Genomic DNA, 24931 nt, shown 5'->3' with positions numbered 1-24931 from the left:
ACGGGACGTTTTTTTTGTGCGAGCGTTTTGCTGCGAGAAATCGTAGGAAGCGAAGGTTAGGGAAACCGGAGACATTTGACTTCCTGGGCTTCATACACTGTTGTAGTACCGTAACCGTCCGAACTACACCGCCTTGAAACTCAGACCTTAATGTCCTTCAGCCACTCATTGGCGCGCTCCCACTCGAAAACCGTTGGGTCGAAGCTATCCCCATGCCACTCCACCATGTCGTCGCGCTCTGGATGATCGGGATCAGCAATCGCTTCAAGAAATTCGGCATACCCCGGCGCATCGCCGATATCTTCCGGCGGACAAGCATTGGCGCCGTCGACGCAGTACGGCACCTGAGGGCAGGCCCCAGCAGGCAGTTTCTTTTCGACTTCGATCCGGTGATCCCAGCCGTCGCCAAAGTCGTAGAGATAGCTAAACGTCTTTTTCCCGTACAACGCTTTGATCAGGGTTTGGCGGGTTTCCGAGTTGACGCGTGGGCCCCATCCATCGGAATCGGGAATGCCGTAGTTTTCACCGGCAATTTCAAACTCATGCATATGCCCGCCCTCCCAGCCCATCGCGAACTGGATCACCGTATGCAATGTGCCCAACGTGATGTTTTCGGGTACTGCTATGCGGCGCCAGATGGTGGGTTCGACCCACTTCAACTCAATGTGTAACAGCAACAAATCAGGCTCGGGTTTTAGCAAACGTACATTTTTGGCCATGGGTCAGCAGCCTCCTCGGCGGCGAGCGGTGAGCCTGGTCTTTATAGACGTCGTAGAACTTGCGCCGGGCGTGAGCCCAGCACGCGGCTTCCTGAATGCTGTCCGTGGCATACAGCTGAGCAAAACCGGCGTAGCCGTCCGCCTGCAAGATGCCGCTGAAACTATTGAGATGAGCGCGGGGATGCTGCCCCTTGCGATCCGGCGAGTAGGTAAACGCCTGCCGACCTCTATATACCAAGGCCCAGAACCGTTCGTCCTTACCAGAGGAACGCTTCGTATCACGTACCTGAGGCTGGAGCCGTATGCGGTAGTTCCGCACGTACGGACCTGTGTGGGGGGGGCAGGTAACTGCCATCCCTACCGCGACTCGTGCTCAAAGAGTGCTGTTGAAACATCGCGCGTCGGCATATTGTTTTGTCTTCCGTGAGGAGTCTCGACAATAGCCGCAAAATGGTGGCGTTGGGAGGCAGTGGGCGAATGATTTTAGTGCTGGCGTCAGCGCACACCTCTCACTTGCGGGATGGAGTGAGGTCACACTATCCAAGCGGATCAGTGATGAATTTCTGGATAGATCGGATCGGGATACGCCATCCTGTCAATTTTGATTACTGAGATTTGCATGATGAAGGTTTGCATAAGGATTGAGCGATGAGCGAGCCACGACTGACGAATCTTGCCCTGTACCTGCAACGCCTGGGCATCGACGCCCCGCCGGCGCCAACCCTGGAAACCCTGCGGCAATTGCAGCTGCGCCACACCGGTGCCTTTGCGTTCGAAAACCTCGCCACGCTGTTGGGGCAGCCGGTGCTCATCGACCTGCCGTCCATCGAGCAGAAAGTCCTGCACGACGGTCGCGGCGGTTACTGCTACGAACTCAACAACCTGTTCCTGGCCTTGCTTCAGACGCTGGGTTTCGAGGCGCGCGGCATCACCGGCCGCGTGGTCATGAACCAGCCCGAAGGCGCGTGGACCGCACGCACTCACCGTTTGAGCCTGGTGACCCTTGATGGCGTGCGCTACATCACCGACGTCGGCTTCGGCGGCATGGTGCCCACCGCACCGTTGATGCTCGACACCGAAGCCGAACAGCTCACCCCCCACGAACCCTATCGCATCGAACAGCATGCGGACGGCTATACCCTGCGCGCCAACGTTTGCGGTGAATGGCGAGCGATGTACATCTTCGACCTGCAACGTCAGGAGGACATCGACTATGACCTCGGCAACTGGTACGTCTCGACTCATCCCGAATCACCCTTCGTGACGCAACTGATGGTGGCGCGGACGGGGGAGGGATGGCGACGCACGCTGAACAACGGCAGTTTTGCCATTCATCGCATGGGCAGTGAGAGCGAGCGGCGGCAGGTGGCGGATGTGGATGAGTTGATCGGGTTGCTGAAAAGTGAGTTTGATATACGCGTACCACAGCACCCAGAGTTGGAGCGCGTTATAAATCAATTAATTACCAGTCGAGAGTAATACCCATCGCGACCCGATGTCGCTGAAGCGAACATCGGGTGAAACGTTTGTATTGTCCCTGCGTAGTTGCTTTCGTTTGCGCTTATGTCAAATTGCCATAATGTCGGTTATTTATATTATAAAAGAATTTCCGTTTTGTTTGGTGGTCCTCGCGCGTTAAACTACAAGTTAAGTCAGGCACGTTTAAGTTGGGGCGCTTTTATAGGTGCAGTCAATGGTGCGTTTGTCACAAGCGGGGTCGAGCAGTCATGTCGTAACATAGTCAGGCCAGCAATGTTGCAATAGGGACGGGGTAGGAAGTTAGACTGGGAGGTTCGCATCATGGCCAATCTGAATTATGTGTCGTACTTTGTTGCGGTGGTTTTTGGTGTGATTTTTCCGATAGGTATTTTTGTCGGAAGAAGTAATATTCGAGCAAGTCGATACGAAATTGTAGCAGACCTGGAAAAACTGTTCGGATTCGCAACGAAAGCGGGCGGAACGCCGCTGATAATCCCTTCCTTTGAATTGGTGAAATATAAATACAGGCCCACTTCGGAGATCCAGAGTCGAGCTGATCAAGCCCATTCGGTTCTCTATTACATGATTCCGGTGTTTCTCTACGCCTTGATGTCGACGGTCGGTTTTTTGGCCGTTTTATTGACGCTTGGTGGAATAGAATCAGATGGCGCTTTTGGATGGGCTGTCGGTATAGAAAAGACGCCGCAAAATCTGAACTTTCTGGCGGTATTCTCTTTTACCTTTTTGGGTGGTTATTTGTGGAGTGTTCAATATCTCCTGCGTAGGGTGGCAAATTTTGATCTGTCTCCAGTGTCCTTTTATCGTTCGTTAATGCATATTTTATTTGGTTTGTTTGTCATGTTCGCTATTTATTACAGTGGCTTGTTCTTGGCGATGGATCGCCGAATCGCAGCGGTCGCATTGCTGGTCGGGTTGTACCCATCGCTATGCATGAATGTCATTATCGCCAAATTCCCATGGGCCAGGTTGAAGCGTGTCTCGCGTTACAGCAAGGCACTTCAGGAAGAATTGCCGCTGGACGTCATTCTGGGGATCGACGCGTTCATGAAGTTCCGACTTGCCGAGTTTGAAATCGAGGACGTACAAAACCTTGCAACGATCAACCCCATTCAGATTTTTGTAGAGACACCTTACGGGCTCTATGAGGTGATTGACTGGGTCGCTCAGGCCCAGCTTATTCTCGCCGTAGGCCCCGAAAAGGCGTTGAAGTTGCGTGAGATGAACATCCGCACGATCTTTGATCTGGAAAGAATGATTTATAACCCTGCATTGAAGAACCGGTTGATGGCGGTGTTGGCTGTCGGTGAGTCAGCGGATCCGGGTAATGACGTAGGCATCGAGCGTTTTCGGCTTTTTTCCAATAGCGAGGTTGACCTGAGGCACTCCGACCATGCTGAAGCATTGGTGTCTATCATCAGGGACGATCTGCATGTGAAAAGGCTTCGACAAATCTGGGATGTCATTGCTGAGCGTGTGGATGATCGTGCTACGAGTTCGACGTCTGTAATCAAGGGGGTGACGACCTGTTGCAAGTGCGGGGAGAGTCATGGACTTCCTCTGACGCCAGTGATTTCCGAATCCCCACGCGCAAAATCTGACCGTCCAGAGCTTTCTGAGTTGGTGGGGCTTTAAGGTTCTGCGGACGATTTCGGGACTATTTGGTTCTTTGTCTTGATGAATAACTGTATACAATTCTATGGACATTTGTCCTGAGTGTTGAATACAGTGTGCGCACAACAAAAAACCAGGGAATCCCCCAGCCATGAAAACACCCCATGTTTCACACCAACGGCCCGAGGATGAAAATCTCGGGATCGGCGCGAATATGGCTTACGGACTGCAACACGTTCTGACCATGTACGGCGGTATCGTCGCGGTGCCTTTGATCATTGGCCAGGCGGCCGGGCTCTCACCGGCGGACATCGGTTTGTTGATTGCTGCTTCGTTGTTTGCAGGGGGGCTGGCGACATTGCTGCAAACCCTGGGTTTGCCGTTTTTCGGTTGTCAGTTGCCGCTGGTACAGGGCGTGTCGTTCTCCGGCGTTGCGACCATGGTGGCGATTGTCAGCAGTGGTGGGGAAGGCGGCTTTCAGTCGATTCTCGGAGCGGTGATTGCCGCGTCGCTGATCGGCTTGCTGATCACGCCGGTGTTCTCGCGAATCACCAAGTTCTTTCCGCCGCTGGTGACGGGCATTGTGATCACCACGATCGGCCTGACGCTGATGCCGGTGGCCGCGCGCTGGGCCATGGGCGGCAACAGCCATGCTCCGGACTTCGGCAGCATGGCAAACATTGGTCTGGCGGCGGTGACGCTGGTGCTGGTCCTGCTACTGAGCAAGATCGGCAGTGCGACCATCTCCCGTTTGTCGATCCTCTTGGCCATGGTCATCGGCACAGTCATCGCGGTGTTCCTCGGCATGGCGGATTTCTCGTCCGTCACCCAAGGCCCGATGTTCGGCTTCCCGACACCGTTTCATTTCGGCATGCCCACCTTCCACTTCGCCGCGATTCTGTCGATGTGTATCGTGATCATGGTGACCCTGGTGGAAACCTCGGCCGATATCCTCGCCGTCGGTGAAATCATCGGCACCAAAGTCGATTCCAAACGCTTGGGCAATGGTCTGCGCGCCGACATGCTGTCGAGCATGGTCGCGCCAATTTTCGGCTCCTTCACCCAGAGCGCCTTCGCCCAGAACGTCGGGTTGGTGGCGGTGACCGGGATCAAGAGCCGTTTCGTGGTGGCCACCGGCGGTGTGTTCCTGGTGGTGCTCGGATTGCTGCCGTTCATGGGGCGGGTCATCGCCGCCGTGCCGACCTCCGTACTCGGCGGCGCCGGCATCGTGTTGTTCGGCACCGTGGCGGCCAGCGGCATTCGGACGCTGTCCAAGGTCGACTACCGCAACAACGTCAACCTGATCATCGTCGCCACTTCGATCGGTTTTGGCATGATCCCCATCGCCGCACCGAACTTCTACGAACACTTCCCCAGCTGGTTTGCGACGATTTTCCACTCGGGCATCAGTTCTTCGGCGATCATGGCCATCGTGCTGAACCTGACCTTCAACCACCTCACCGCCGGCAACTCGGATCAGCAATCGGTGTTTGCAGCCGGTACCGAGCGAGTCCTGCGTTATCAGGACCTGGCGGCGTTGCGGGAAGGGGATTACTTCAGCGAAGGTAAGCTGCATGACTGCGACGGGAATGAGATCCCGGTGGTGGAGATGGATCATGGGCATGCCGAGCCGCGGGCGGTGCATGCGAAAAGCAGTGAGCATGTCTGACGGCTTATAGCCGGAAGATCAAGAGATCGCAGCCTTTGGCGGCTCCTGCAGGTGATTCGTGTGTGATGCGATCCTCTGTAGGGGCTGCCGCAGGCTGCGATCTTTTGACTTTATGGCAAGCACAAAAAAGCCCCTTAACCTTTCGATTCAGGGGCTTTTCGGTTTTGCTGTCTGGCACGACCTGGACTCGAATGCAAAATTAAGTACCTGTTTTACAATAAATTAATGCGGATTTCTAAAGTCTCTATCCCTACGATTATCCTAATCAAGACAGTATTTTATGCGAGTTCTTTCAGTACCTCATGAGCACGGCAACGGCAACGGCAACAGTAGAAAGTTAGCAGCCTAACGTTAGGCCTATTTCACTGAGGAGAATGCCGAGCTGAGAAACGGCTGACTGCTTGTGGCCGATTCCAGAGGGTGGTTCATAGGTGCGCAACCTGAGCGCTGTCTTATGAAGAAGTACTAATTTATGATGCCGCATTGATAAATTTGGAAACGGCATCATGAGTACACGTTCCGACCTCCTGACCAGCGCTGAGATTCTGTTGCGTACCAAGGGCTACGCAGCCTTCAGCTATGCCGATCTGGCGGAAGACATCGGTATCAAGAAGGCGAGTATTCACCACCACTTTCCCACCAAAGAAAGTCTGGCGATTGCCATCGTTGAGAGTTATCTGTTCCGGTTCAAGAATCAGCTGGAATGCATCAATGATGAAAATACCGGCATTATCGATCGGCTCAATGCCTTCGCCTTGATGTTCGCGCAAAGCAGTAAAAACGCGATGCTTCCGCTCTGCGGCGCCTTGGCGGCGGAGTTGCTGGCTTTGCCTGAAAGCCTAAAGGAAATGACGCGGGACTTTTTCGAAATCCATCTCAATTGGCTTCAGGCCAATATCGCACTGGGCCAAGCGGCAGGGGAACTCAAAGCTGAGCTGGACGGCGTGAAGGTTGCCAGGTTCATCTTGAATACGTTGGAAGGTGGCAGCTTTGTATCTTGGGCGCTGAACGACAATTACGAACAGTCTTCTGGATTTGATTTCATTTTAGATGGACTTCGGGTTACCGAAACGCATCACTGAGGTTCGATCAGCTTTTTTCTGCGTCATAAAACGACCGATTCTGCCACTGCTGGCTCGGTCCGTTTTCCCGCCTCGTAAGTGGTTTCAGCCGCTTAGCTCACACTCTCTGAGTTCTTTTTGCGCGCACTCAATCTGACGAACGTACGTCTAGTCTCGCGTTTGGGTTGCGGATACCTACCCATGCCTACACTTTCGGTGTGTGACCAAAAGTACAAGATTAAGTAGCAATCACTGCATTGTTATCGCAGTTATCCCTATTCAGGAAAAAAACGCTGTTTAAGCTGTTTTTTTTCGGTGGTTGGTTTTAAGAAGAATAATTTCTTGATCGACAACCTACTAGTTGGTAGTCTTGTTTCTCTTCCGGGCCAAACGCCCGGTCCATCCGAAGAGGAACGAACACATGAGCAACAACCTGAATGGTATCGATGTCGCCGCACTCCAGCAGTTTGCCCAAGGCGTTGCTGAGGATGCGACCAAGCGCCACGCGAGCTTCAACGTCAAGACTCAGTGGAAAGGCCAGACTCGCTCTGTGGCCAAAGTCAACCGCTACAGTCTGGCCGGTGAAACCTACTCGCGGGATTTCGAAATCGTCGCCGATGAGCCTAATGAATTGCTGGGCCAAAACACTGCGCCTAACCCTCAAGAGCTGCTGATGGCCGCTCTCAACGCCTGCATGTCGGTCGGTTATGCCGCCAACGCCGCGATGATGGGTATCAAGATTCACAGCCTGGAAATCGAAACGGACGGCACCCTCGACCTGCAAGGCTTCCTGGGCCTCGACGAGAGCGTCAACCCGGGTTACGACGAAGTGAGTGTGGTGATTCGACTGCACACCGACGCCTCCCGTGAGCGCGTTGAAGAACTGCACAAAGTGGTGCTCAAAACCTCGGTCAACTACGCCAACTTCTCGAAAGCCATCCGCATGGTGCCAACCCTCGAAGTGCGTGAGGGCTGATTCGCTCGTTTCAAAGACATTCAAACCTTGCGTGCACCAGCAGGCAGCCAGCCGCCTTGGTGCCGACCCTAATTAGTTCTGGATAACCGGAGTCTGCAATGAACGATTTTTTCCAAGGTAAAAAACTGCTAGTTGTCGGTGGCACCAGTGGCATGGGCTTGGAAACGGCCCGCATGGTGCTCAAGGCAGGCGGCAGCGTGGTGCTCACCGGCAGCAAGCAAGACAAGGCCGATGCGGTGCGTAACGAGCTGAGTCCGCTGGGCCCTGTGTCGGTGATCGTCGCCAACCTGATGACTGAAGAGGGCATGAATTTAGTTCGCAAGGAAATCAATGCCAACCATAGCGATATCAGCCTGATGGTGAACTCCGCCGGGATCTTTATTCCCAAGCCGTTCACCGAGCACGATGAGGCCGAGTACGACATGTACCTGTCTCTGAACCGTGCAACCTTCTTCATCACTCAGGCCGTGGTCAAGAACATGCTGGCCGCCAAGCTTGAAGGGGCAATTGTCAACGTCGGATCCATCGGTGCACAGGCTGCATTGGCAGGTTCGCCGGCCTCTGCCTACTCCATGGCAAAGGCAGGTCTGCATGCGCTGACACGCAACCTGGCAATTGAATTGGCTCACTCGGGTATCCGGGTCAACGCCGTCTCGCCAGGGATCGTTCACACCTCGATCTATGAAGGGTTCATGGACAAAGAGGCGATCCCGGAAGCGATGAAGTCGCTGAACGATTTCCACCCGTTGGGACGAGTCGGCGTTCCTGAAGACGTCGCCAACACCATCCTGTTCCTGCTGTCGGACAAGACGTCCTGGGTGACCGGCGCAATCTGGGACGTGGATGCTGGAATTATGGCTGTTCGGGCCTGACCACAGTGGCGAGCGCGGCCTGATGAAAGCTCCCATCGTGGGAGCTTTCACGCCTTCACTCAGTTCAAGTGAAAGAAGGCTGATGCTGGCCGCAGGAGTCTTCAATGTCGATCACGACAAAAGCAGCGCTGTTGAGAGTCGCGGAAACCCAAATGCGCTCCAAGGGCTATTCCGCGTTCAGCTATGCCGATCTTGCGGCGCAGATCGGTATTAGAAAAGCCAGTATTCACCATCACTTCCCGACCAAGGAAAGTCTGGGCGCGGAGCTGATCAAGGACTACATCAAACGCTTCGATGCGACCCTCAGTTCGATCGAAGAAATGAATACTGATCCGTTGCTGCGGCTTCGTGGTTTTGCCCGGCTTTTCATCATCAGCGCCAACGAGGGGCTGCTGCCCTTGTGTGGTGCCCTGGCGGCAGAAATGGCGGCAGAAATGGCGGCACTGCCGCTGTCGCTGCAAGGGCTCACTCGGGCTTTCTTTGAAACCCAGCTCGATTGGCTTCAGGCCACCCTCAATGCAGGGGTCCGGCAGTGCAACTGGTCGCCGGACAAACCCGTTGAGACCTACGCGTTCATGCTGCTGAGCAGCCTGGAGGGCGCGAGCCTTATCGATTGGACATTGGGCCGATCAACCGACCCGTTGGCAGGCTTCGATCATTTGCTTGAAACGCTGGTAACGCGGTCTTGATTTCTTTGAGTACAGGACGAGTCATGCAAACTTCTTCGAAAAAATATGCAGTGGATATCTGGTCTGATTTTGTTTGCCCTTGGTGCTGGGTGGCCAAGCGTCGATTCGAGCAGGCGCTCGATAAATTTGCTGAAAAAGACAATGTACAAGTCAACGTCAGGGCCTATCGTCTGGCGGCGAATCAAGCGCCAGAGCCTATGATCGCTGCCCTTAAACGCAAGCTCGGCAATCCGGATTCCGCTGCCGCGATGATGAACACCGTCAGTAAATATGGTCGGGCCGATGGGCTTGATTACCGCTTTGACAGCATGCTGTTTGGCGATACCGCAGATGCCCATGTACTGGTCAAGGCGGTTGCGGACGAAGTCGTTAAAAAACGCTTGGTCGAGGCGCTGTATGAGCAAAGTACCTCCCATGGTCAGTCGCTGTTTGATCGCGGCAGCCTGGAGGCCATAGCCAAGACCGTAGGTGTTTCGGACGCGTTAATCCAATGGGCGTGGTCATCCGTTGAATTGCGCGAAGAGATGGAGGAAGACGAACATATCGCCGCGCAACTAGGTTCGGGCGTGCCTTTGTTTGTATTCGATAATGCCTTCTCATTGTCCGGTGCTCAGCCTGAGGCTGCTTTTCTTGAAGCGCTGAACAAGATGCAGGAGAAGTCGAAAGTCGAAGATGACGCATTCAGCAGTCAAGTCTGCGGCATAGATGGCTGCAAAATTTGATCAGCAGAAGCGGTGCGGCACTGGGTTGTGCCGCCCTTCATCCATATTGAGAGCGAGATCCAAATGAGCCGTATCGTTGAGTTGAGTGCTCAGCAGTTCGCCCGCTTTGTGGCCAAAGGCAGCAGCGTCGTGCTGTTTTCAGCGTCCTGGTGCAAGCCTTGTCAGGAGATGAAGCCGGTCTTTCATGCTTTGGAAGAAAAGCTTCACTCCCTGGCGGCTTTTGCAAAGATTGATGTGGCGGTGTCTCCGACGATCGCGCAAATGTACGGTATCCGGGCGGTGCCATCCTTGGCGGTGTTCCATGAGGGGCGGCTGATGCGGGTCATGCCCGGATCCCGTTCAGTTGGAACAATGAAAAAAGCCATTCTTGCGGAGTTGGAAGAGGCGATTTAACCGAACCTCCTCCATCAGCGGTCAGGCTGATCAGCCTGACGTTCTTTTTCATCCCTCGGGTGTGGATTTGCCCCGGACCAGTTATCGATGGGATGAGCGCGGTCTTCGTTGAAGATTTCCGTTAACAGCGCGTTGGCCCGTTTGTAGGCGCCATACTTGAACTCGGTATCATCCACAGGCTGCGCGGCCATTTCTTCCAGCATCTCCAGGTTCAGGCGACGGAATCGATCCGCTCGTTCGCGGGCTTTGTAGCGACCAATGCCCAGTTGCTCCAATGCCCTGCGGCCCAAGGACAATGCGAAAGCAGGGTCGAGGGGCAGCGTTGAAAGCACCGTGGACAGCCACAGGCGTCAGCCTGCGCATCTGGCAGTAGGTCGCGCTCGCGTGCAGGGGTTGGGTAAGCACCGAAAACTCGGGGGTGGTCACCCATGTCGAACTGGTCGTGCTCGCCGCCGGTGGTCACGGCCCACAACAAGCTCTTACCTTTGAGTGCGGTGGCGCCTTTGCCATAGGCCCACCCTTGGGTGAAGACTTTATCGATCCACAATTTCAGCAGCGGCGGGCAGCTGTACCAGTACAGCGGATGTTGCAGGATCAGAAGCTCTGCCTGTTCTAGGGATTGCTGCTCGGCTTGGACATCGATGTTGAAGTCCGGGTACAGGTCATAAATGGAGCGTATGACCACATCCGGGTTATTGGAGGCTTGCCTGAGCATCACCTCGTTAACCTTGGATTTGTCGGGGTAAGGGTGAGCGTAATGATCAGAATCATTGGGAGCATTCCACGACAAATCGCGAGTTCATTCAGAACGAAAAAACTCTCTGGTCGTTGGGCATAAAGATGCCCACCGACCAGAGAGTCGCTTCTTGGGGATGGAACCCTTATTTACCTACTTGCAGTTTCAATATGTCCTGCGCAGTCACGGGTTCGCCAGCGATTCCCCAATCTCCGCTTTTGACCTCTTCGAAGATGACCCAGGTGAGGGCGCGCATGTTTTCACCTTCTACAGACACCATGGCGTCCGTCACTTTTTGGATGACTTCGGCTTTCTGCTTGTCGGTAAAAACGCCTTCAATGCCTTTGATGGTAACGAGAGGCATGGTGTGCTCCTTAACGTCTGAAGTGGACAGTGATGAAACAGCGAACAATCAGGCTTTGGCTGCAACGTATTCCGGGTAGTCGGTGTAACCCTTGGCAATGCGATCGCTGACACCGTAGTAAGTCGCGCGATCACCCTCTGCCAGTGGCCAGCCGTTCTGCATGCGCTCCACCAAATCGGGGTTGGCGATGTAGGCCGTACCGAAGGCGATCAAGTCGAGTTCACCTTTAACCAGTTCCGACTCAGCGAGGGTTTGGTTAAACCCACCGGCGGCCATCAAAGTACCCTTGTAGACTTCACGGAACGCGGCGCCGAACCCCGGCGGCGTTTCAGCGGCGACGATGGTCGGTTGGTAGTTCAGGTGGACGTAGGCCAGTTCGCGTTCATTAAGCGCTGCCGCCATGCTCATCCAGGTTTCTGCTTCACCTTCGTACACACCAAAGTCATACAGGCGGCCAAACGGCGAGAACCGTACGCCAATCTTCGAGCCGCCGATTTCGGCAGAAATCGCGTCAATGGTTTCCAGCAGAAAGCGCTGGCGATTGGCGATCGAGCCACCGTACTGGTCGGTACGGGTGTTCAAGGCGCTGCTGAGGAACTGATCGAACAGGAACCCGTTGGCAGCCATGATTTCGATACCGTCAAAACCGGCCTCCATCGCCATACGCGCAGACTTCACAAAGTCAGCGATGACACGTTTCACTTCTTCCGTTTCCAGCGAACGGGGCACGCTGGGTTGCACAGCGCCGGATTCGTCAGGCTCGATCCAGGCATACACCGTGGTATCGACCGCCGGCTGAGTACCCGAAGAAACCGGAACCATGCCATGCACCGAGATATGGGACATACGGCCAACGTGCCATAACTGCGCGAAGATCTTCCCGCCCTTGGCATGCACCGCGTCGGTGACCTGACGCCAGCCTGGCAAGTGTTCGTCGGCATAAATACCTGGGGTGTACAGGTAGCCACGGGCTTCGTCGGAAATCGGCAGGCCTTCGGTGATCAGCAGACCAGCAGAAGCACGCTGTGCGTAATACAGCGCGGTGAACTCGTTAGGGATGTTGTCTAGTGTCCGGGTGCGGGTCATGGGGGCCATAACGACCCGGTTTTTTAGCGCAGTACCGGACAGATCGTAAGGGGTGAACAGCTTATTCATGATTAGTCTCGAAGTCGTTAACAGGTTGAAAGTTAGCGTTTGATTTACGACTTATCGAATGCGTCCAGCACATGTGTGCTGTACACCAACGCGGCACCGGCGTTCATGTTGATTGCCACGCCCAGTGCTTCGGCGACTTCTTCACTGGTGACGCCAAGTTTCTTGGCTTCGGCGGCGTGGAAGGCGATGCAACCGTCGCAGCGGGTGGTCACGGCCACGGCGAGGGAAATCAGTTCGCGGGTCTTCGCGTCCAGGTGATTGGTCTTGCCGCCGGCAGCGCCGAGCGCCGCCATGCCTTTCATTGTTTCCGGAGACAGGCCGTTTAGTTCTACCAAGCGAGTATTGATGTCTTTGCGGGTTTGCTTCCAATCTTGCATGGGATTCTCACAGGGATGGTATTAATTACAGTTATCTAGAAATTTGCTAATAAGCTACCATCCAGTTGGTAGGCGTACAATGTGTTCGTGCTGATTTTCACTATCAACGCAATCGAAGGTATTGATAATTTGGTCCCGAACAATAGAAAATCGCTTCATGGGGATGACGATTACTGGACTGTTGATTGTCAGCACCTTGCGCGGTGGCGATGCCGATATCGCACTTATTCAACTTGCTGACGCAGATGTCCGGCATAGTTCAGCAACGTCTGCCGATCAATCTGCCGCGCATCGTTAAGCCCCGGCCCATCTTCCGAGCGACACCACCGAACAAACGCCTACCAGCGAGCACTGTGCGCCTGCGCCGTGCCGTAATGCCCGCCGCCAAATAGATCGCGCAATGCCTGCGGCCCGGCATAACTCAGCTGCCGACCGTAGCCAAAATTGCGTCCATCTCGCCTGCCCACCAGTGCCATGATCAAACTCCTCCCGAAACCAAACCTTTGAAACTTTCCCCACGTCATCCCGCCACGAATGTTGAGTGTTATCAGGGATCAAGGCCCCTGCGGCCTGTGAGGTTTGTCCACTAACGCGGGACTGGCGGCTCCTTACGACCGGGAGCTTGGGCATCTCATGATCTGGCCTCCTGAGCACTTCCGAAGAAGTGGGCGGGTGGAGGTCGCACTGGCTGACGAGACCAATGCCGCGAGATCCTGAGTCGGGTGAAGGCAGCGAGGCGAAGACCGGGGCGTGCCTGACTGTCAGTCAGGTGCAGTCCATTCCGTGGGCTGCGGCACCATCATCTGCATCGCTGTTGCTGGTGACTTCGGTGTTTGTCACGCCGATTGTCACGAGGGGGAATGCCGCAAAGCCTTGTACGAGGTGGGCTGCAGCAGTGGTAGGAGCGCCCGTCTCGTTCCAGGAGAAAGAGACGGGCACGGATTGGCGCAGCGAAGTGTGCCAAGAGGTGAGGTTGCTGCAGCGCAGCGAGGTAGGTCCATCGTCTGCCGCAGTGGGCAGATAAGTCGAGTAGGCATCCATCACATCGCTGTGATCGTGCGAGCCGCCGGACGCTAATCGCACTTTGGGAGAACCACCACGGCGTGGCGTAGCCTTAAAGGTTCTGGCTACCTGGGTTGCTGTCAACGACAGCGCTTTGCCCGATCTTTTCTACGCCTGTGGAGAATTCGGGTCAAGGCTCGAGTTTTCGGGAGTTCTGCGGCTGTGGATGAAATTATCCACTAATAGAAATCAGTGGTTTTCCACAGACAATTGCGTGGGCTTTAGATTTTTTAAGTGAGGTCCATCCAAACAGGGCGGCTTTGCAGCCCTGTTTGGATGGACCCGCGTGGACAAGCGGATCACTGAGATATGAGGACCGAGCGCTTACTAAGTTGCGCCACGTTTTGCTTTTAGGCGAGTGACATTCGCACCCGTCTGATTGGCGAATTCGCGTGGGCTGACATGCTTCTGCTGATTGGCCTCAAGGTAGCGACTCCACCAGTTCATAATCAGCCTGCGCTCCTCGATGAACTCGGCCTTGTGGATGTAAGCGGCGCGGACGTTGTTGCGTTCCTTGTGGCTCATCTGCCGCTCGATGGCTGTGTCCGTCCACAAACCTGACTCGATCAGTGCGCTGCAGGCCATCGAACGAAACCCATGCCCACAGATCTCGGATTTGGTGTCGTACCCCATCTTCCGAAGCGCGCTGTTCACAGTGTTTTCGGACATTGGTTTCCAAGACTTGGTATCGCCTGCGAACACCAAGTCAAATTTGCCTGTGATTGCGTGGATCTGCTCGAGCAGGGCGATCGCTTGCGGCGATAAGGGTACAAGATGGATATCGCCTGCCATCTTCGTACCCCTTGTGGAAAAGGGTACGCCTTCCAACGCTGGTCGCGTGTCGGGTATTTCCCAGACGCCACGTTTGAGGTCGAACTCGCTCCAGCGGGCGAGGCGCAGCTCGCTGGAGCGTACAAACACGTGCAGCGACAGCAAGACCGTCAGCCGGGTAAGTGCGCGGCCTTTATAGGTGTCGATCCGTTCCTGCAATTCAGGCAAGCGCGATAAGGATAAGGCGGGGCGGTGGACGACCCGCGGGGCTTTGATCGAGCCTACGAGGTCGTAAGCAGGGTTTACGGTGATAAGCCGGAGGCGCTTTGCCTCGCGCATGATGCTCTGCAGGTAGTTTTGTACCCTTAAAGCAATGTCTATCGTTCCGCGCTTCTTAATCGCGTCCAGGGGCCGCATAAGGTCGTGGGTATCAAGGTCGACAATGGCGCGGGCGCCGATCAGCGGGAAGAGGTGAGTTTTGAGGCGACTCATCACTGTCTTGGAATAGTCCGGTGCCCACTTGGCTGACATTTCCGTGTGCCAGCCGAGGGCAACGCTTTCAAAGGTGCGGCCTTTGATCAGAGCGTCCGTCTTGGCTTGGTTCTTGGCTCCTATAGGGTCAATGCCATCCGCCAGCATTCGCTTGACCTCCAAGCGCTTGCGGCGCGCATTCGCGAGGCCAACGATGGGGTAGTTGCCGAATGAGGTCAGTCCTTCCCGGCCATCAGGTTTGACGTATCTGAGACGCCAGCCTTTGCGGCCATTGGGTTGGACTAGAAGGTAAAGGCCGTCGCCGTCGAAAAGCTTGTAGGCGCGGTCTGTGGGCTTGGCCGAACGGCAAGCGGCGTCGGAGAGTGGAGCAGTAGTGCGCGACATAAGGGTACTCCCTTTTATCGAACTGACCTTTATCCCAAACTCTACCCTTAAAATGGCTGGTACTTACCGGAATCCGACAGAACGCCAAAACGAAAAAACCCGCCAGAAGGCGGGTTTTCGGGGGTTTCAGAGATTTTGAAAGCCTTCTCTGGAACCTTGTCTGGCTCCACGACCTGGACTCGAACCAGGGACCCAGTGATTAACAGTCACTTGCTCTACCAACTGAGCTATCGCGGAATGACGTGTATGTTACTGATTCAAAAAGAGAAGTCAAGCCTCTGTTGGTAGTTTGGTGTTTTCATCGGATCAGAGGGTGGTTTATCGGCTATTGGCGGTTACCAGAATTGCGGTAGAGGTCTACCATGGCCGCCCGGAAGTGGTGACACGCGCTGCCGGCCCTCAGCCGAAAAGGTACGCGCCATGAATCATCCAACCCTCACACCTCAAAACAACGAGGTGTTCGTATGAGCATCGCTCAGATAAGCCTGCCCAAAGGTGTGGGCCCGCACGCCGAGAAGCTGTTCGACGCAATCACTCAGGCCAGCACCGCTGACGAATTGAACCGCGCGGGCGGCAAGGCTGAAGGTTTTGTCCTGGGCCTGGAAAGCACCAAGGCGATCAAAAGCCAGGTGGCCGAGTCGCTTTACGTCGCCTACGACGACGCGGCCAGCCAGCGCGCGACCGAACTGGCCTAACCGCCGAAGGTAATGGTGCCGAGCATCAGCTTGGCGTACAACATCGTGGCGGCCAGTTGCACCAGCCACAATGCCAGGCCGCCAAGGAACACGCCTGCAGCCACTTGCAGCACCAGGTTGTTACCGCGTTTGGCCGAGGAGCGGGGCACGAAGTGGTCCAGCTCGTCGCGGTCAGCGCGTAGGTCATCGTTTTTCATGTGGGCTCTCAAGAATTCTCGGGTGTACTCATAACTTGTGGGAGCGGGCTTGCTCGCGAAGGCGGCGGCAAATTCAGCATCAATGTGACAGATAGACCGCTTTCGCGAGCAAGTCGGATCGCCGCACCGCCGCTCCCACATTTTTGATCTGCGTGCAGTCTAGAGCGACCGGTCGTCGAACTGGGAATTATCGAAGACAAATAAAAAACGGGAAGCCATGTGGCTTCCCGTTTTCATATCACACAAAGACTCAGATCACCTGAACGATGGCCTTGGTCACGGCGTCGATGTTGTTCTGGTTCAGCGCGGCAACGCAGATGCGGCCGGTGTCCAGGGCGTAGATGCCGAACTCGTTGCGCAGACGGGTCACTTGCTCAACCGTCAGGCCGGAGTAGGAGAACATGCCGCGCTGGCGACCGACGAAGCTGAAATCGCGTTGCGGAGCGTTTTTCGCCAGCAGGTCGACCATCTGGGTGCGCATGCCGCGAATCCGCAGGCGCATTTCTGCCAGTTCCTCTTCCCACTGCGCACGCAATACCGGGCTGTTCAGCACGGCGGCGACGATGCTAGCGCCGTGGGTCGGCGGGTTGGAGTAGTTGGTGCGGATCACGCGTTTGACTTGCGACAGCACGCGCGCGCTTTCTTCTTTCGACTCGCTGACGATCGACAGGGCGCCAACGCGCTCGCCGTACAGCGAGAAGGATTTGGAGAACGAGCTCGAGACGAAGAAGGTCAGGCCCGATTCGGCGAACAGGCGCACGGCAGCGGCGTCTTCATCGATACCGTCGCCAAAGCCCTGGTAGGCCATGTCGAGGAACGGTACGTGACCTTTGGCTTTCACCACTTCCAGGACGTTTTTCCAGTCCGCCGGGCTCAGATCCACGCCGGTCGGGTTGTGGCAGCAAGCGTGCAGTACAACGATAGAGCCGGACGGCAAGGCGTTCAGGTCTTCCAGCAGGCCTGCACGGTTAACGTCGTGGGTCGCGGCGTCGTAGTAGCGATAGTTCTGCACCGGGAAACCGGCGGTTTCGAACAGTGCGCGGTGGTTTTCCCAGCTCGGGTCGCTGATCGCCACAACGGCGTTCGGCAGCAGTTGCTTGAGGAAGTCGGCACCGATTTTCAGCGCGCCGGTACCGCCGACGGCTTGGGTGGTGATGACCCGGCCAGCAGCGATCAGCGGTGAATCATTGCCGAACAGCAGTTTTTGCACCGCCTGGTCGTAGGCGGCAATACCGTCGATCGGCAAGTAACCACGGGAAGCGTGTTGAGCGGCGCGAATCGTCTCGGCTTCGACAACGGCGCGCAGGAGTGGAATTCGCCCCTCCTCGTTGCAGTAAACACCAACCCCCAGGTTGACCTTGTTGGTACGGGTATCGGCATTGAATGCTTCGTTGAGGCCCAGGATTGGATCGCGTGGTGCCATTTCGACAGCGGAGAACAGGCTCATTATTACGGCGGCTCTGAATGGAGTGTGGAGGGACGTGTCGCGCTCCAGCCGAATGCACTAGAGCGGTGCACAAACGGGGAGCTAGTATAGAGGCCATCAGCGATTGATGGCGACAGGCGATTCGGCTTTTACGGTAAGTTTTTCCAATTATTTTTCGATCGTTGGTCAAGTGACGTCGTCAAAGGTTTTACCCGATGTAGGACGTTTGCCTTGAAAGCGATGGCAATCGGCTCCACATTGAGCACAATCCAGTTTTTTCCTCGGGCGACATCGGTCGTTTGCGGTCTTTCTCGTTCCTGTCCGGTGTAACCGGGCAAGAGTGAACCAGAGGTATGTATGTCTGAATTCCAGCTAGTCACCCGCTTCGAGCCCGCCGGCGATCAGCCGGAAGCCATCCGTCTGATGGTCGAGGGCATTGAAGCCGGGCTGGCGCACCAGACGCTGCTCGGTGTGACCGGCTCGGGCAAGACCTTCAGCATCGCCAACGTGATCGCCCAGATACAGCGCCCGACCCTGGTGCTGGCGCCGAACAAGACCCTGGCCGCGCAGTTATATGGCGAGTTCAAGGCGTTCTTCCCGAATAACGCCGTTGAATACTTCGTTTCCTACTACGACTACTACCAGCCTGAAGCCTACGTGCCGTCGTCGGACACCTTCATCGAGAAGGACGCCTCGATCAACGACCACATTGAGCAAATGCGCCTGTCAGCCACCAAAGCGCTGCTGGAGCGCAAGGACGCGATCATCGTCACCACGGTGTCGTGCATTTACGGTCTGGGCAGTCCGGAAACCTATTTGAAGATGGTGTTGCACGTGGATCGCGGCGACAAGCTCGACCAGCGTGCGCTGCTGCGTCGCCTGGCTGACCTGCAATACACCCGCAACGACATGGACTTCGCCCGGGCGACCTTCCGGGTGCGCGGTGATGTGATTGATATCCACCCGGCAGAATCCGATTTTGAAGCGATCCGCATCGAGCTGTTCGATGACGAAGTGGAGAGCCTGTCCGCCTTTGACCCGCTGACCGGCGAAGTCATCCGCAAACTGCCGCGTTTCACCTTCTACCCGAAGAGCCACTACGTGACACCACGGGAAACCCTGCTCGACGCCGTCGAAGGGATCAAGGTCGAGTTGCAGGAGCGCCTGGAATACCTGCGCTCCAACAACAAGCTGGTGGAAGCCCAGCGACTGGAACAGCGTACCCGTTTCGATCTGGAGATGATTCTCGAGCTGGGTTACTGCAATGGCATTGAAAACTACTCGCGTTACCTGTCGGGCCGTGCCTCCGGCGAGGCACCGCCTACCTTGTTTGACTATCTGCCGGCCGACGCCTTGCTGGTGATCGACGAATCCCACGTCAGCGTGCCCCAGGTCGGTGCCATGTATAAGGGCGACCGGTCCCGTAAGGAAACGCTGGTGGAATACGGCTTCCGCCTGCCATCGGCGCTGGATAACCGGCCAATGCGTTTCGACGAGTTCGAAAACATCAGCCCACAGACGATTTTTGTCTCGGCCACGCCGGGCAATTATGAGGCCGAACACGCGGGGCGCGTGGTCGAGCAAGTGGTGCGCCCGACCGGCCTGGTGGACCCGCAAATCGAAATCCGCCCGGCGTTGACCCAGGTCGACGACCTGCTCTCGGAAATCACCAAGCGTGTGGCCCTGGAGGAGCGGGTGCTGGTCACCACGCTGACCAAGCGCATGTCCGAAGACTTGACCGATTACCTGGCCGACCACGGCGTTCGCGTGCGTTATCTACACTCGGACATCGACACCGTGGAGCGGGTCGAAATCATCCGTGATTTGCGTCTTGGCACCTTCGATGTGCTGGTGGGGATCAACCTGCTGCGTGAAGGTCTGGACATGCCGGAAGTCTCGCTGGTGGCGATTCTCGATGCGGACAAGGAGGGTTTCCTGCGTTCCGAGCGCTCGCTGATCCAGACGATCGGCCGGGCGGCGCGCAACCTCAACGGGCGGGCGATTCTGTATGCGGATCGCATCACCGGCTCGATGGAGCGGGCGATCGGCGAAACCGAGCGTCGTCGCGACAAGCAGATCGCCTTCAACCTGGCCAACGGCATCACGCCGAAGGGTGTGTTCAAGGACGTCGCCGATATCATGGAAGGCGCAACCGTGCCGGGCTCGCGCAGCAAGAAGCGCAAAGGCATGGCCAAGGCCGCCGAGGAAAGTGCCAAATACGAAGCGGAGTTGCGCTCGCCGGGCGAGATCGCCAAACGCATTCGTGCGCTGGAAGAGAAGATGTACCAGCTTGCCCGCGACCTGGAGTTCGAGGCCGCGGCGCAGCTTCGCGACGAAATCGGCAAATTGCGGGAGCGGTTGATCACGGTTTGAGATGCGCAGTGAATGGGTGGGCCTCATCGCGGGCAAGCCCGCTCCCACAAGGATTGAGGGTATTCACACAATATGTGGCCACCTACGGATCCTGTGGGAGCGGGCTTGCCCGCGATGAGGCCCGTCGGAACACTACAAATATCAATTAGCGTGCTTTCCTAGCCTTCAGCCCTGCCTGCAACCTTCTGGTAGGCAGCACCGCCACCAAGCTGATCCCCCAATGCAATACTGGCTTACTATGCCCCACTCACTGGAGCCGGGCGGCTATCGCCTGTTACCATTCGCCTCTTGTTTGATTTCCGCTTTTATTCTTTTCGAGACATGCCATGACCACCGTCCGCACTCGCATCGCGCCATCGCCTACCGGGGACCCCCACGTAGGTACCGCTTACATCGCTTTGTTCAACTACTGCTTTGCCAAGCAGCATGGCGGTGAGTTCATCCTGCGGATCGAAGACACCGACCAACTGCGTTCGACCCGCGAGTCCGAACAGCAGATTTTCGACGCCCTGCGCTGGTTGGGTATCGACTGGAGCGAAGGCCCGGACGTTGGCGGCCCGCACGGTCCTTATCGTCAGAGCGAGCGCGGCGACATCTATCAGAAGTACTGCCAGCAACTGGTCGAACTGGGCCATGCCTTCCCGTGCTTCTGCACGGCCGAAGAACTGGACCAGATGCGCGCCGAGCAAATGGCCCGCGGCGAAACCCCGCGTTACGACGGCCGTGCGCTGTTGCTCTCCAAGGAAGAGGTCGCGCGCCGCCTGGCCGCTGGCGAGCCACACGTCATCCGCATGAAAGTGCCGACCGAAGGCGTGTGCGTGGTGCCGGACATGCTGCGTGGCGACGTCGAGATCCCGTGGGATCGCATGGACATGCAAGTGCTGATGAAGACCGACGGCCTGCCGACGTACTTCCTGGCCAACGTGGTCGATGACCACCTGATGGGTATCACCCACGTTTTGCGCGGTGAAGAATGGCTGCCCTCGGCGCCGAAACTGATCCTTTTGTACGAATACTTCGGCTGGGAACAGCCGCAGTTGTGCTACATGCCGCTGCTGCGTAACCCGGACAAGAGCAAGCTGTCCAAGCGCAAGAACCCGACCTCGGTGACGTTCTACGAGCGCATGGGCTTCATGCCGGAAGCGATGCTCAACTACTTGGGTCGCATGGGCTGGTCGATGCCGGACGAGCGCGAGAAGTTCTCCCTGCAGGAGATGGTCGACAACTTCGACCTGAGCCGCGTCTCCCTCGGCGGGCCGATTTTCGACATCGAGAAACTGTCGTGGCTCAACGGCCAATGGTTGCGTGACCTGCCGGTGGAAGAGTTCGCCGCTCGCCTGCAAAAGTGGGCACTGAACCCTGAATACATGATGAAGATCGCGCCGCACGTGCAGGGCCGGGTTGAAACCTTCAGTCAGGTCGCACCGCTGGCCGGTTTCTTCTTCGCCGGTGGCGTGAACCCGGACGCCAAGCTGTTCGAATCCAAGAAGCTCTCGGCTGATCAGGTTCGTCAGTTGATGCAGTTGATCCTGTGGAAGCTGGAAAGCCTGCGCCAGTGGGAAAAGGACAGCATCACCGCGACCATTCAGGCGGTGGTCGAATCCCTGGAGCTGAAGCTGCGTGACGCCATGCCGCTGATGTTCGCCGCGATCACTGGCCAGGCCAGCTCGGTGTCGGTGCTCGACGCGATGGAAATCCTCGGTCCGGACCTGACGCGTTTCCGTCTGCGCCAGGCCATCGACCTGTTGGGCGGCGTGTCGAAGAAGGAAAACAAGGAGTGGGAAAAGCTCCTGGGCGCGATTGCCTGACTGCGTTTGACTCTGTAGGAGCTGCCGAAGGCTGCGATCTTTTGATCCTGATCTTCGGCGCTTCTCCCGAATTTACGGGGGGAGGGCGGTAAGTGTTTGTTATGTCGGCAAAAAATTTTAATTTTTTTGAAAAATAAGTTTGACAGCTTTCCGATGCGCCATTAAGATTCGCCCCGTCCTCAGCGATGAGGGGCTATAGCTCAGCTGGGAGAGCGCTTGCATGGCATGCAAGAGGTCGACGGTTCGATCCCGTCTAGCTCCACCAATTTACACTTCAAGGTCTGGCCACACCGGCCTTGAAGCGATCAACACTCAGCGTTGATCAGTTGTATAGAAGGGTTTGCGTCCCCTTCGTCTAGTGGCCTAGGACACCGCCCTTTCACGGCGGTAACAGGGGTTCGAGTCCCCTAGGGGACGCCAGTTTTACAGAAGCGATGTTGCAAAATGTCGCTCCGCCGCGAGGCGAAAAATCTGGGGCTATAGCTCAGCTGGGAGAGCGCTTGCATGGCATGCAAGAGGTCGACGGTTCGATCCCGTCTAGCTCCACCAATTTTACAGTTCAAGGTCTGGCCACACCGGCCTTGAATCGATCAGCTCTCAGCACTGATCAGTTGTATAGAAGGGTTTGTGTCCCCTTCGTCTAGTGGCCTAGGACACCGCCCTTTCACGGCGGTAACAGGGGTTCGAGTCCCCTAGGGGACGCCACGATTACCCGCTTTGCGGGATTTTTAAGGGTCATTCAATTATTGAATGGCCCTTTTGTTTGTCTGGCGTTTGGCCAAATCTCCTTATTCCTCAAAACTGTTCTTCAGACTAGCGGTCACATCCACGACTTGCGAAAATTATTATGAGAATAATATTCTAGTCGTAATATTCGGAGGCAACGATGAACGATAAAAAAGCTCAAACCCGCGAACGCATCCTCAAGGCTGCCAGCGCAGCGCTGATCCAGCGCGGCCCGGCCGAGCCGAGCGTGGGCGAAGTGATGGGGGCGGCCGGCCTGACGGTCGGCGGCTTCTACGCGCATTTCGAAAGCAAGGACGCATTGATGCTGGAGGCGTTCAAGCAGCTGCTCAGCCATCGTCGTGGCTTGATCGCCGACATGGACGCGCAGTTGACCGTCGAAGAGCGTCGCGCGTTGGTCGCTGCGTTCTATCTGTCGCGTAAACACCGTGATTCCACCGAGCAGGCGTGTCCGATTCCGGCGTCGGTCGGTGAGTTGGGCCGTCTGCCGGACGAATTTCGTGTGGCGTTGAATGAGCATGTTGAGTTGATGGTCGCGCAGCTGGCGGCCAGCCCGGAAGACACCGACAAAGTCTTGGCCGACATCGCCTTGATGGTCGGTGGTTTGGCTCTGGCGCGGGCGCTGGGGCCTGGAGAGTTGTCCGATCGATTGCTGCGCGCCGCCAAATCGGCGGTGCTGTGACCTAAAGGCATCCAGCCTGAGGAAATGAGCGATGAACACGTTGAGCTGGGTTCGTGGCGTTAATGGCACCTTGGGCTGGTTCGCACCGAAGCTGGTGGCGAGCAAGATGCGCCTGGCATTCATGACCCCGCGGGAATTGACACCGCGTGACTGGGAATTGCCGCTGCTGGCGAAGTCCGAACGAATCACCTTGCGCTTCGGTCTCTCGGCATTGCGTTGGGGGCAGGGGCCGGCGGTGTTGTTGATGCACGGCTGGGAAGGCCGGCCAACGCAGTTTGCCGCGCTGATTACGGCGCTGGTCGATGCCGGCTACACCGTGGTTGCCCTGGACGGTCCGGCTCACGGTCGCTCGCCTGGGCGCGAGGCCAATGTGGTGCTGTTCGCTCGGGCCATGCTCGAGGCCGCCGCTGAATTACCGCCGCTGCAAGCGGTGATCGGTCACTCCATGGGTGGCGCCAGCGCCATGCTTGCGGTTCAGTTGGGCCTGCGTACCGAAACCCTGGTCACGATCGCCGCCCCAGCGCGAATTCTTGGAGTGCTGCGCGGTTTCGCGCGCTATGTGCGGTTGCCGCCCAAAGCCCGTTCGGCGTTCATTCGTCAGGTCGAGAAAGATGTCGGCATGCGCGCTTCGTTGCTGGATGTCGCGCACTATCAACTCGACATGCCCGGCCTGATTGTCCATGCTGAAGACGACAACTATGTCTCGGTCAAGGAATCGCAGTTGATCCACGAAGCCTGGTTCGACAGTCGTCTGTTGCGCCTGGAAGAGGGCGGTCATCAGCGGGTGCTGGCTGATCCGCGGGTGATCGAAGGCGTTCTTTCGCTGCTGGCCGGTCGAAGCCTGCAATCGCGCCAATCGGCCTGAGCATCCGTTACACTGCCCCGGTCGAAATCATCTGACCGGGAGTGGGGCATGGGCTGGGATCGGGCAACGCCGTTTATCATTGATCTGGAAGTGGGCGCCGAGGACATCGACGGGCTGGGGCATGCGAACAACGCGGTGTATGTGACCTGGCTCGAGCGCTGCGCCTGGCGCCACTCGCAACGGCTTGGTCTGGATCTGGTCGAGTACCGTCGGCTGGACCGGGCGATGGCGGTGGTGCGGCACGAGATCGATTATCTGGCGGCAGCCTACGAAGGCGATGAGCTGCAGTTGGCGACCTGGATCGTCGATTGGGACCAACGCCTGAAAATGACCCGACACTTTCAGTTGAAGCGCCCCAGCGACAACACCACGTTGCTGCGGGCGCAGACCACTTTCGTGTGCATCGAACTGTCCACTGGCAAGCCCAAGCGCATGCCGGCGGAGTTCATCGAGGGCTACGGCCCTGCGTTGCAGATTTTGGATACGACCAAAATCTAATGTGGGAGCGAGCCTGCTCGCGAAGGCGGCGTATCAAACAACTTCTGTTTCGACTGACACACCGCTTTCGCGAGCAGGCTCGCTCCCACA

22 protein-coding genes, 5 tRNA genes and 4 pseudogenes are annotated in these 24931 nt (G+C 56.6%); 19 read left to right on the top strand and 12 right to left on the bottom strand.

Annotated elements, in window-relative coordinates; translation table 11 throughout:
• Nucleotides 1-140: 140 nt before the first annotated feature.
• Together LOY38_RS18135 and LOY38_RS18130 are read right to left on the bottom strand one after the other, a co-directional pair.
• Nucleotides 141-719: a plasmid pRiA4b ORF-3 family protein gene (locus LOY38_RS18135; RefSeq protein WP_258696404.1), complete on the bottom strand. Its 579-nt coding sequence runs from the start codon at nt 717-719 to the stop codon at nt 141-143.
• Nucleotides 720-762: 43 nt separating this feature from the next.
• Nucleotides 763-978, bottom strand: a pseudogene (locus tag LOY38_RS18130) (transposase); the annotation flags it as partial.
• A gap of 389 nt (nt 979-1367) precedes the next feature.
• Between LOY38_RS18130 and LOY38_RS18125 the strand changes: the two are divergent.
• The 9 genes from LOY38_RS18125 to LOY38_RS18085 all read left to right on the top strand — a co-directional run bounded on the left by LOY38_RS18125 (nt 1368) and on the right by LOY38_RS18085 (nt 10212).
• Nucleotides 1368-2198, top strand: a complete 831-nt coding sequence (locus LOY38_RS18125; protein ID WP_258696403.1) for an arylamine N-acetyltransferase — start codon at nt 1368-1370, stop codon at nt 2196-2198.
• A gap of 321 nt (nt 2199-2519) precedes the next feature.
• On the top strand, nt 2520-3851 hold the full coding sequence (locus tag LOY38_RS18120; protein ID WP_258696402.1) for a hypothetical protein: 1332 nt from the start codon (nt 2520-2522) through the stop codon (nt 3849-3851).
• Nucleotides 3852-3981: 130 nt separating this feature from the next.
• The gene (locus LOY38_RS18115; protein WP_258696401.1) at nt 3982-5499 is read left to right on the top strand and encodes a nucleobase:cation symporter-2 family protein; all 1518 of its coding nucleotides are present in this window, start codon (nt 3982-3984) and stop codon (nt 5497-5499) included.
• Nucleotides 5500-6005: 506 nt separating this feature from the next.
• The gene (locus tag LOY38_RS18110; protein ID WP_104910642.1) at nt 6006-6581 is read left to right on the top strand and encodes a TetR/AcrR family transcriptional regulator; all 576 of its coding nucleotides are present in this window, start codon (nt 6006-6008) and stop codon (nt 6579-6581) included.
• Nucleotides 6582-6981: 400 nt separating this feature from the next.
• On the top strand, nt 6982-7536 hold the full coding sequence (locus LOY38_RS18105; RefSeq protein WP_258696400.1) for an OsmC family protein: 555 nt from the start codon (nt 6982-6984) through the stop codon (nt 7534-7536).
• A 98-nt stretch (nt 7537-7634) separates the two neighbouring features.
• Nucleotides 7635-8408 carry an SDR family NAD(P)-dependent oxidoreductase gene (locus tag LOY38_RS18100; RefSeq protein WP_258696399.1) on the top strand — a complete coding sequence of 258 codons (774 nt, stop codon included), beginning with the start codon at nt 7635-7637 and terminating at the stop codon, nt 8406-8408.
• Between the two features lie 104 nt (nt 8409-8512).
• Nucleotides 8513-9097: a TetR/AcrR family transcriptional regulator gene (locus tag LOY38_RS18095; protein WP_258696398.1), complete on the top strand. Its 585-nt coding sequence runs from the start codon at nt 8513-8515 to the stop codon at nt 9095-9097.
• Between the two features lie 23 nt (nt 9098-9120).
• Complete coding sequence (locus LOY38_RS18090) at nt 9121-9819, top strand: DsbA family oxidoreductase (RefSeq protein ID WP_258696397.1); 699 nt, start codon at nt 9121-9123, stop codon at nt 9817-9819.
• A 63-nt stretch (nt 9820-9882) separates the two neighbouring features.
• The gene (locus LOY38_RS18085; protein WP_258696396.1) at nt 9883-10212 is read left to right on the top strand and encodes a co-chaperone YbbN; all 330 of its coding nucleotides are present in this window, start codon (nt 9883-9885) and stop codon (nt 10210-10212) included.
• 14 nt (nt 10213-10226) lie between these two features.
• Here LOY38_RS18085 and LOY38_RS18080 read toward each other — a convergent pair.
• The 8 genes and pseudogenes from LOY38_RS18080 to LOY38_RS18045 all read right to left on the bottom strand — a co-directional run.
• Nucleotides 10227-10511, bottom strand: a pseudogene (locus LOY38_RS18080) (glutathione-regulated potassium-efflux system protein KefC); the annotation flags it as partial.
• Nucleotides 10512-10524: 13 nt separating this feature from the next.
• Nucleotides 10525-10927: pseudogene (gene kefF / locus LOY38_RS18075) on the bottom strand (glutathione-regulated potassium-efflux system oxidoreductase KefF); the annotation flags it as partial.
• A gap of 166 nt (nt 10928-11093) precedes the next feature.
• Nucleotides 11094-11312 carry a 4-oxalocrotonate tautomerase family protein gene (locus LOY38_RS18070; protein ID WP_071550870.1) on the bottom strand — a complete coding sequence of 73 codons (219 nt, stop codon included), beginning with the start codon at nt 11310-11312 and terminating at the stop codon, nt 11094-11096.
• 48 nt (nt 11313-11360) lie between these two features.
• Complete coding sequence (locus LOY38_RS18065) at nt 11361-12467, bottom strand: alkene reductase (RefSeq protein ID WP_258696395.1); 1107 nt, start codon at nt 12465-12467, stop codon at nt 11361-11363.
• A gap of 44 nt (nt 12468-12511) precedes the next feature.
• The gene (locus tag LOY38_RS18060) at nt 12512-12844 is read right to left on the bottom strand and encodes a carboxymuconolactone decarboxylase family protein (RefSeq protein ID WP_014860758.1); all 333 of its coding nucleotides are present in this window, start codon (nt 12842-12844) and stop codon (nt 12512-12514) included.
• A gap of 227 nt (nt 12845-13071) precedes the next feature.
• Nucleotides 13072-13320, bottom strand: a pseudogene (locus LOY38_RS18055) (integrase); the annotation flags it as partial.
• A gap of 913 nt (nt 13321-14233) precedes the next feature.
• A complete protein-coding gene (locus LOY38_RS18050; protein WP_258696394.1) occupies nt 14234-15553 on the bottom strand; it encodes an integrase arm-type DNA-binding domain-containing protein in 1320 nt (439 codons plus the stop codon).
• A gap of 161 nt (nt 15554-15714) precedes the next feature.
• Nucleotides 15715-15790: transfer RNA gene (locus LOY38_RS18045), tRNA-Asn, on the bottom strand.
• Between the two features lie 227 nt (nt 15791-16017).
• On the opposite strand from LOY38_RS18045, the gene LOY38_RS18040 reads away from it, so the two are divergent.
• Nucleotides 16018-16248: a hypothetical protein gene (locus tag LOY38_RS18040; RefSeq protein ID WP_008007186.1), complete on the top strand. Its 231-nt coding sequence runs from the start codon at nt 16018-16020 to the stop codon at nt 16246-16248.
• Here LOY38_RS18040 and LOY38_RS18035 read toward each other — a convergent pair.
• On the bottom strand, nt 16245-16445 hold the full coding sequence (locus LOY38_RS18035) for a hypothetical protein (RefSeq protein ID WP_007935214.1): 201 nt from the start codon (nt 16443-16445) through the stop codon (nt 16245-16247). The genes LOY38_RS18040 and LOY38_RS18035 overlap by 4 nt on opposite strands.
• Nucleotides 16446-16695: 250 nt before the next feature.
• Nucleotides 16696-17892: an amino acid aminotransferase gene (locus LOY38_RS18030; protein ID WP_258696393.1), complete on the bottom strand. Its 1197-nt coding sequence runs from the start codon at nt 17890-17892 to the stop codon at nt 16696-16698.
• A gap of 336 nt (nt 17893-18228) precedes the next feature.
• On the opposite strand from LOY38_RS18030, the gene uvrB reads away from it, so the two are divergent.
• From uvrB to LOY38_RS17985, 9 genes are all read left to right on the top strand, one after another.
• Nucleotides 18229-20244: an excinuclease ABC subunit UvrB gene (gene uvrB / locus LOY38_RS18025; protein ID WP_258696392.1), complete on the top strand. Its 2016-nt coding sequence runs from the start codon at nt 18229-18231 to the stop codon at nt 20242-20244.
• 326 nt (nt 20245-20570) lie between these two features.
• Entirely contained in the window at nt 20571-22052 is a 1482-nt protein-coding gene (gltX, locus tag LOY38_RS18020) for a glutamate--tRNA ligase (protein ID WP_258696391.1), read from the top strand.
• Between the two features lie 189 nt (nt 22053-22241).
• Nucleotides 22242-22317 (top strand) — tRNA-Ala (locus LOY38_RS18015).
• Between the two features lie 79 nt (nt 22318-22396).
• Nucleotides 22397-22472: transfer RNA gene (locus LOY38_RS18010), tRNA-Glu, on the top strand.
• A gap of 53 nt (nt 22473-22525) precedes the next feature.
• A tRNA-Ala gene (locus LOY38_RS18005) sits at nt 22526-22601 on the top strand.
• 80 nt (nt 22602-22681) lie between these two features.
• A tRNA-Glu gene (locus LOY38_RS18000) sits at nt 22682-22757 on the top strand.
• A gap of 181 nt (nt 22758-22938) precedes the next feature.
• Nucleotides 22939-23478, top strand: coding sequence for a TetR/AcrR family transcriptional regulator (locus tag LOY38_RS17995; protein WP_258696390.1), 540 nt, complete (start codon nt 22939-22941; stop codon nt 23476-23478).
• 31 nt (nt 23479-23509) lie between these two features.
• Entirely contained in the window at nt 23510-24343 is an 834-nt protein-coding gene (locus LOY38_RS17990; RefSeq protein WP_258696389.1) for an alpha/beta fold hydrolase, read from the top strand.
• 48 nt (nt 24344-24391) lie between these two features.
• The gene (locus LOY38_RS17985) at nt 24392-24841 is read left to right on the top strand and encodes a thioesterase family protein (RefSeq protein ID WP_134101384.1); all 450 of its coding nucleotides are present in this window, start codon (nt 24392-24394) and stop codon (nt 24839-24841) included.
• The last annotated feature ends 90 nt before the right edge of the window (nt 24842-24931 follow it).

It is taken from the genome of Pseudomonas sp. B21-015 (assembly GCF_024749285.1).
Classification (GTDB): domain Bacteria; phylum Pseudomonadota; class Gammaproteobacteria; order Pseudomonadales; family Pseudomonadaceae; genus Aquipseudomonas.
The sequence above is the reverse complement of the archived record's forward strand: the minus strand, read 5'-3'. Positions and strand labels throughout refer to the sequence as shown.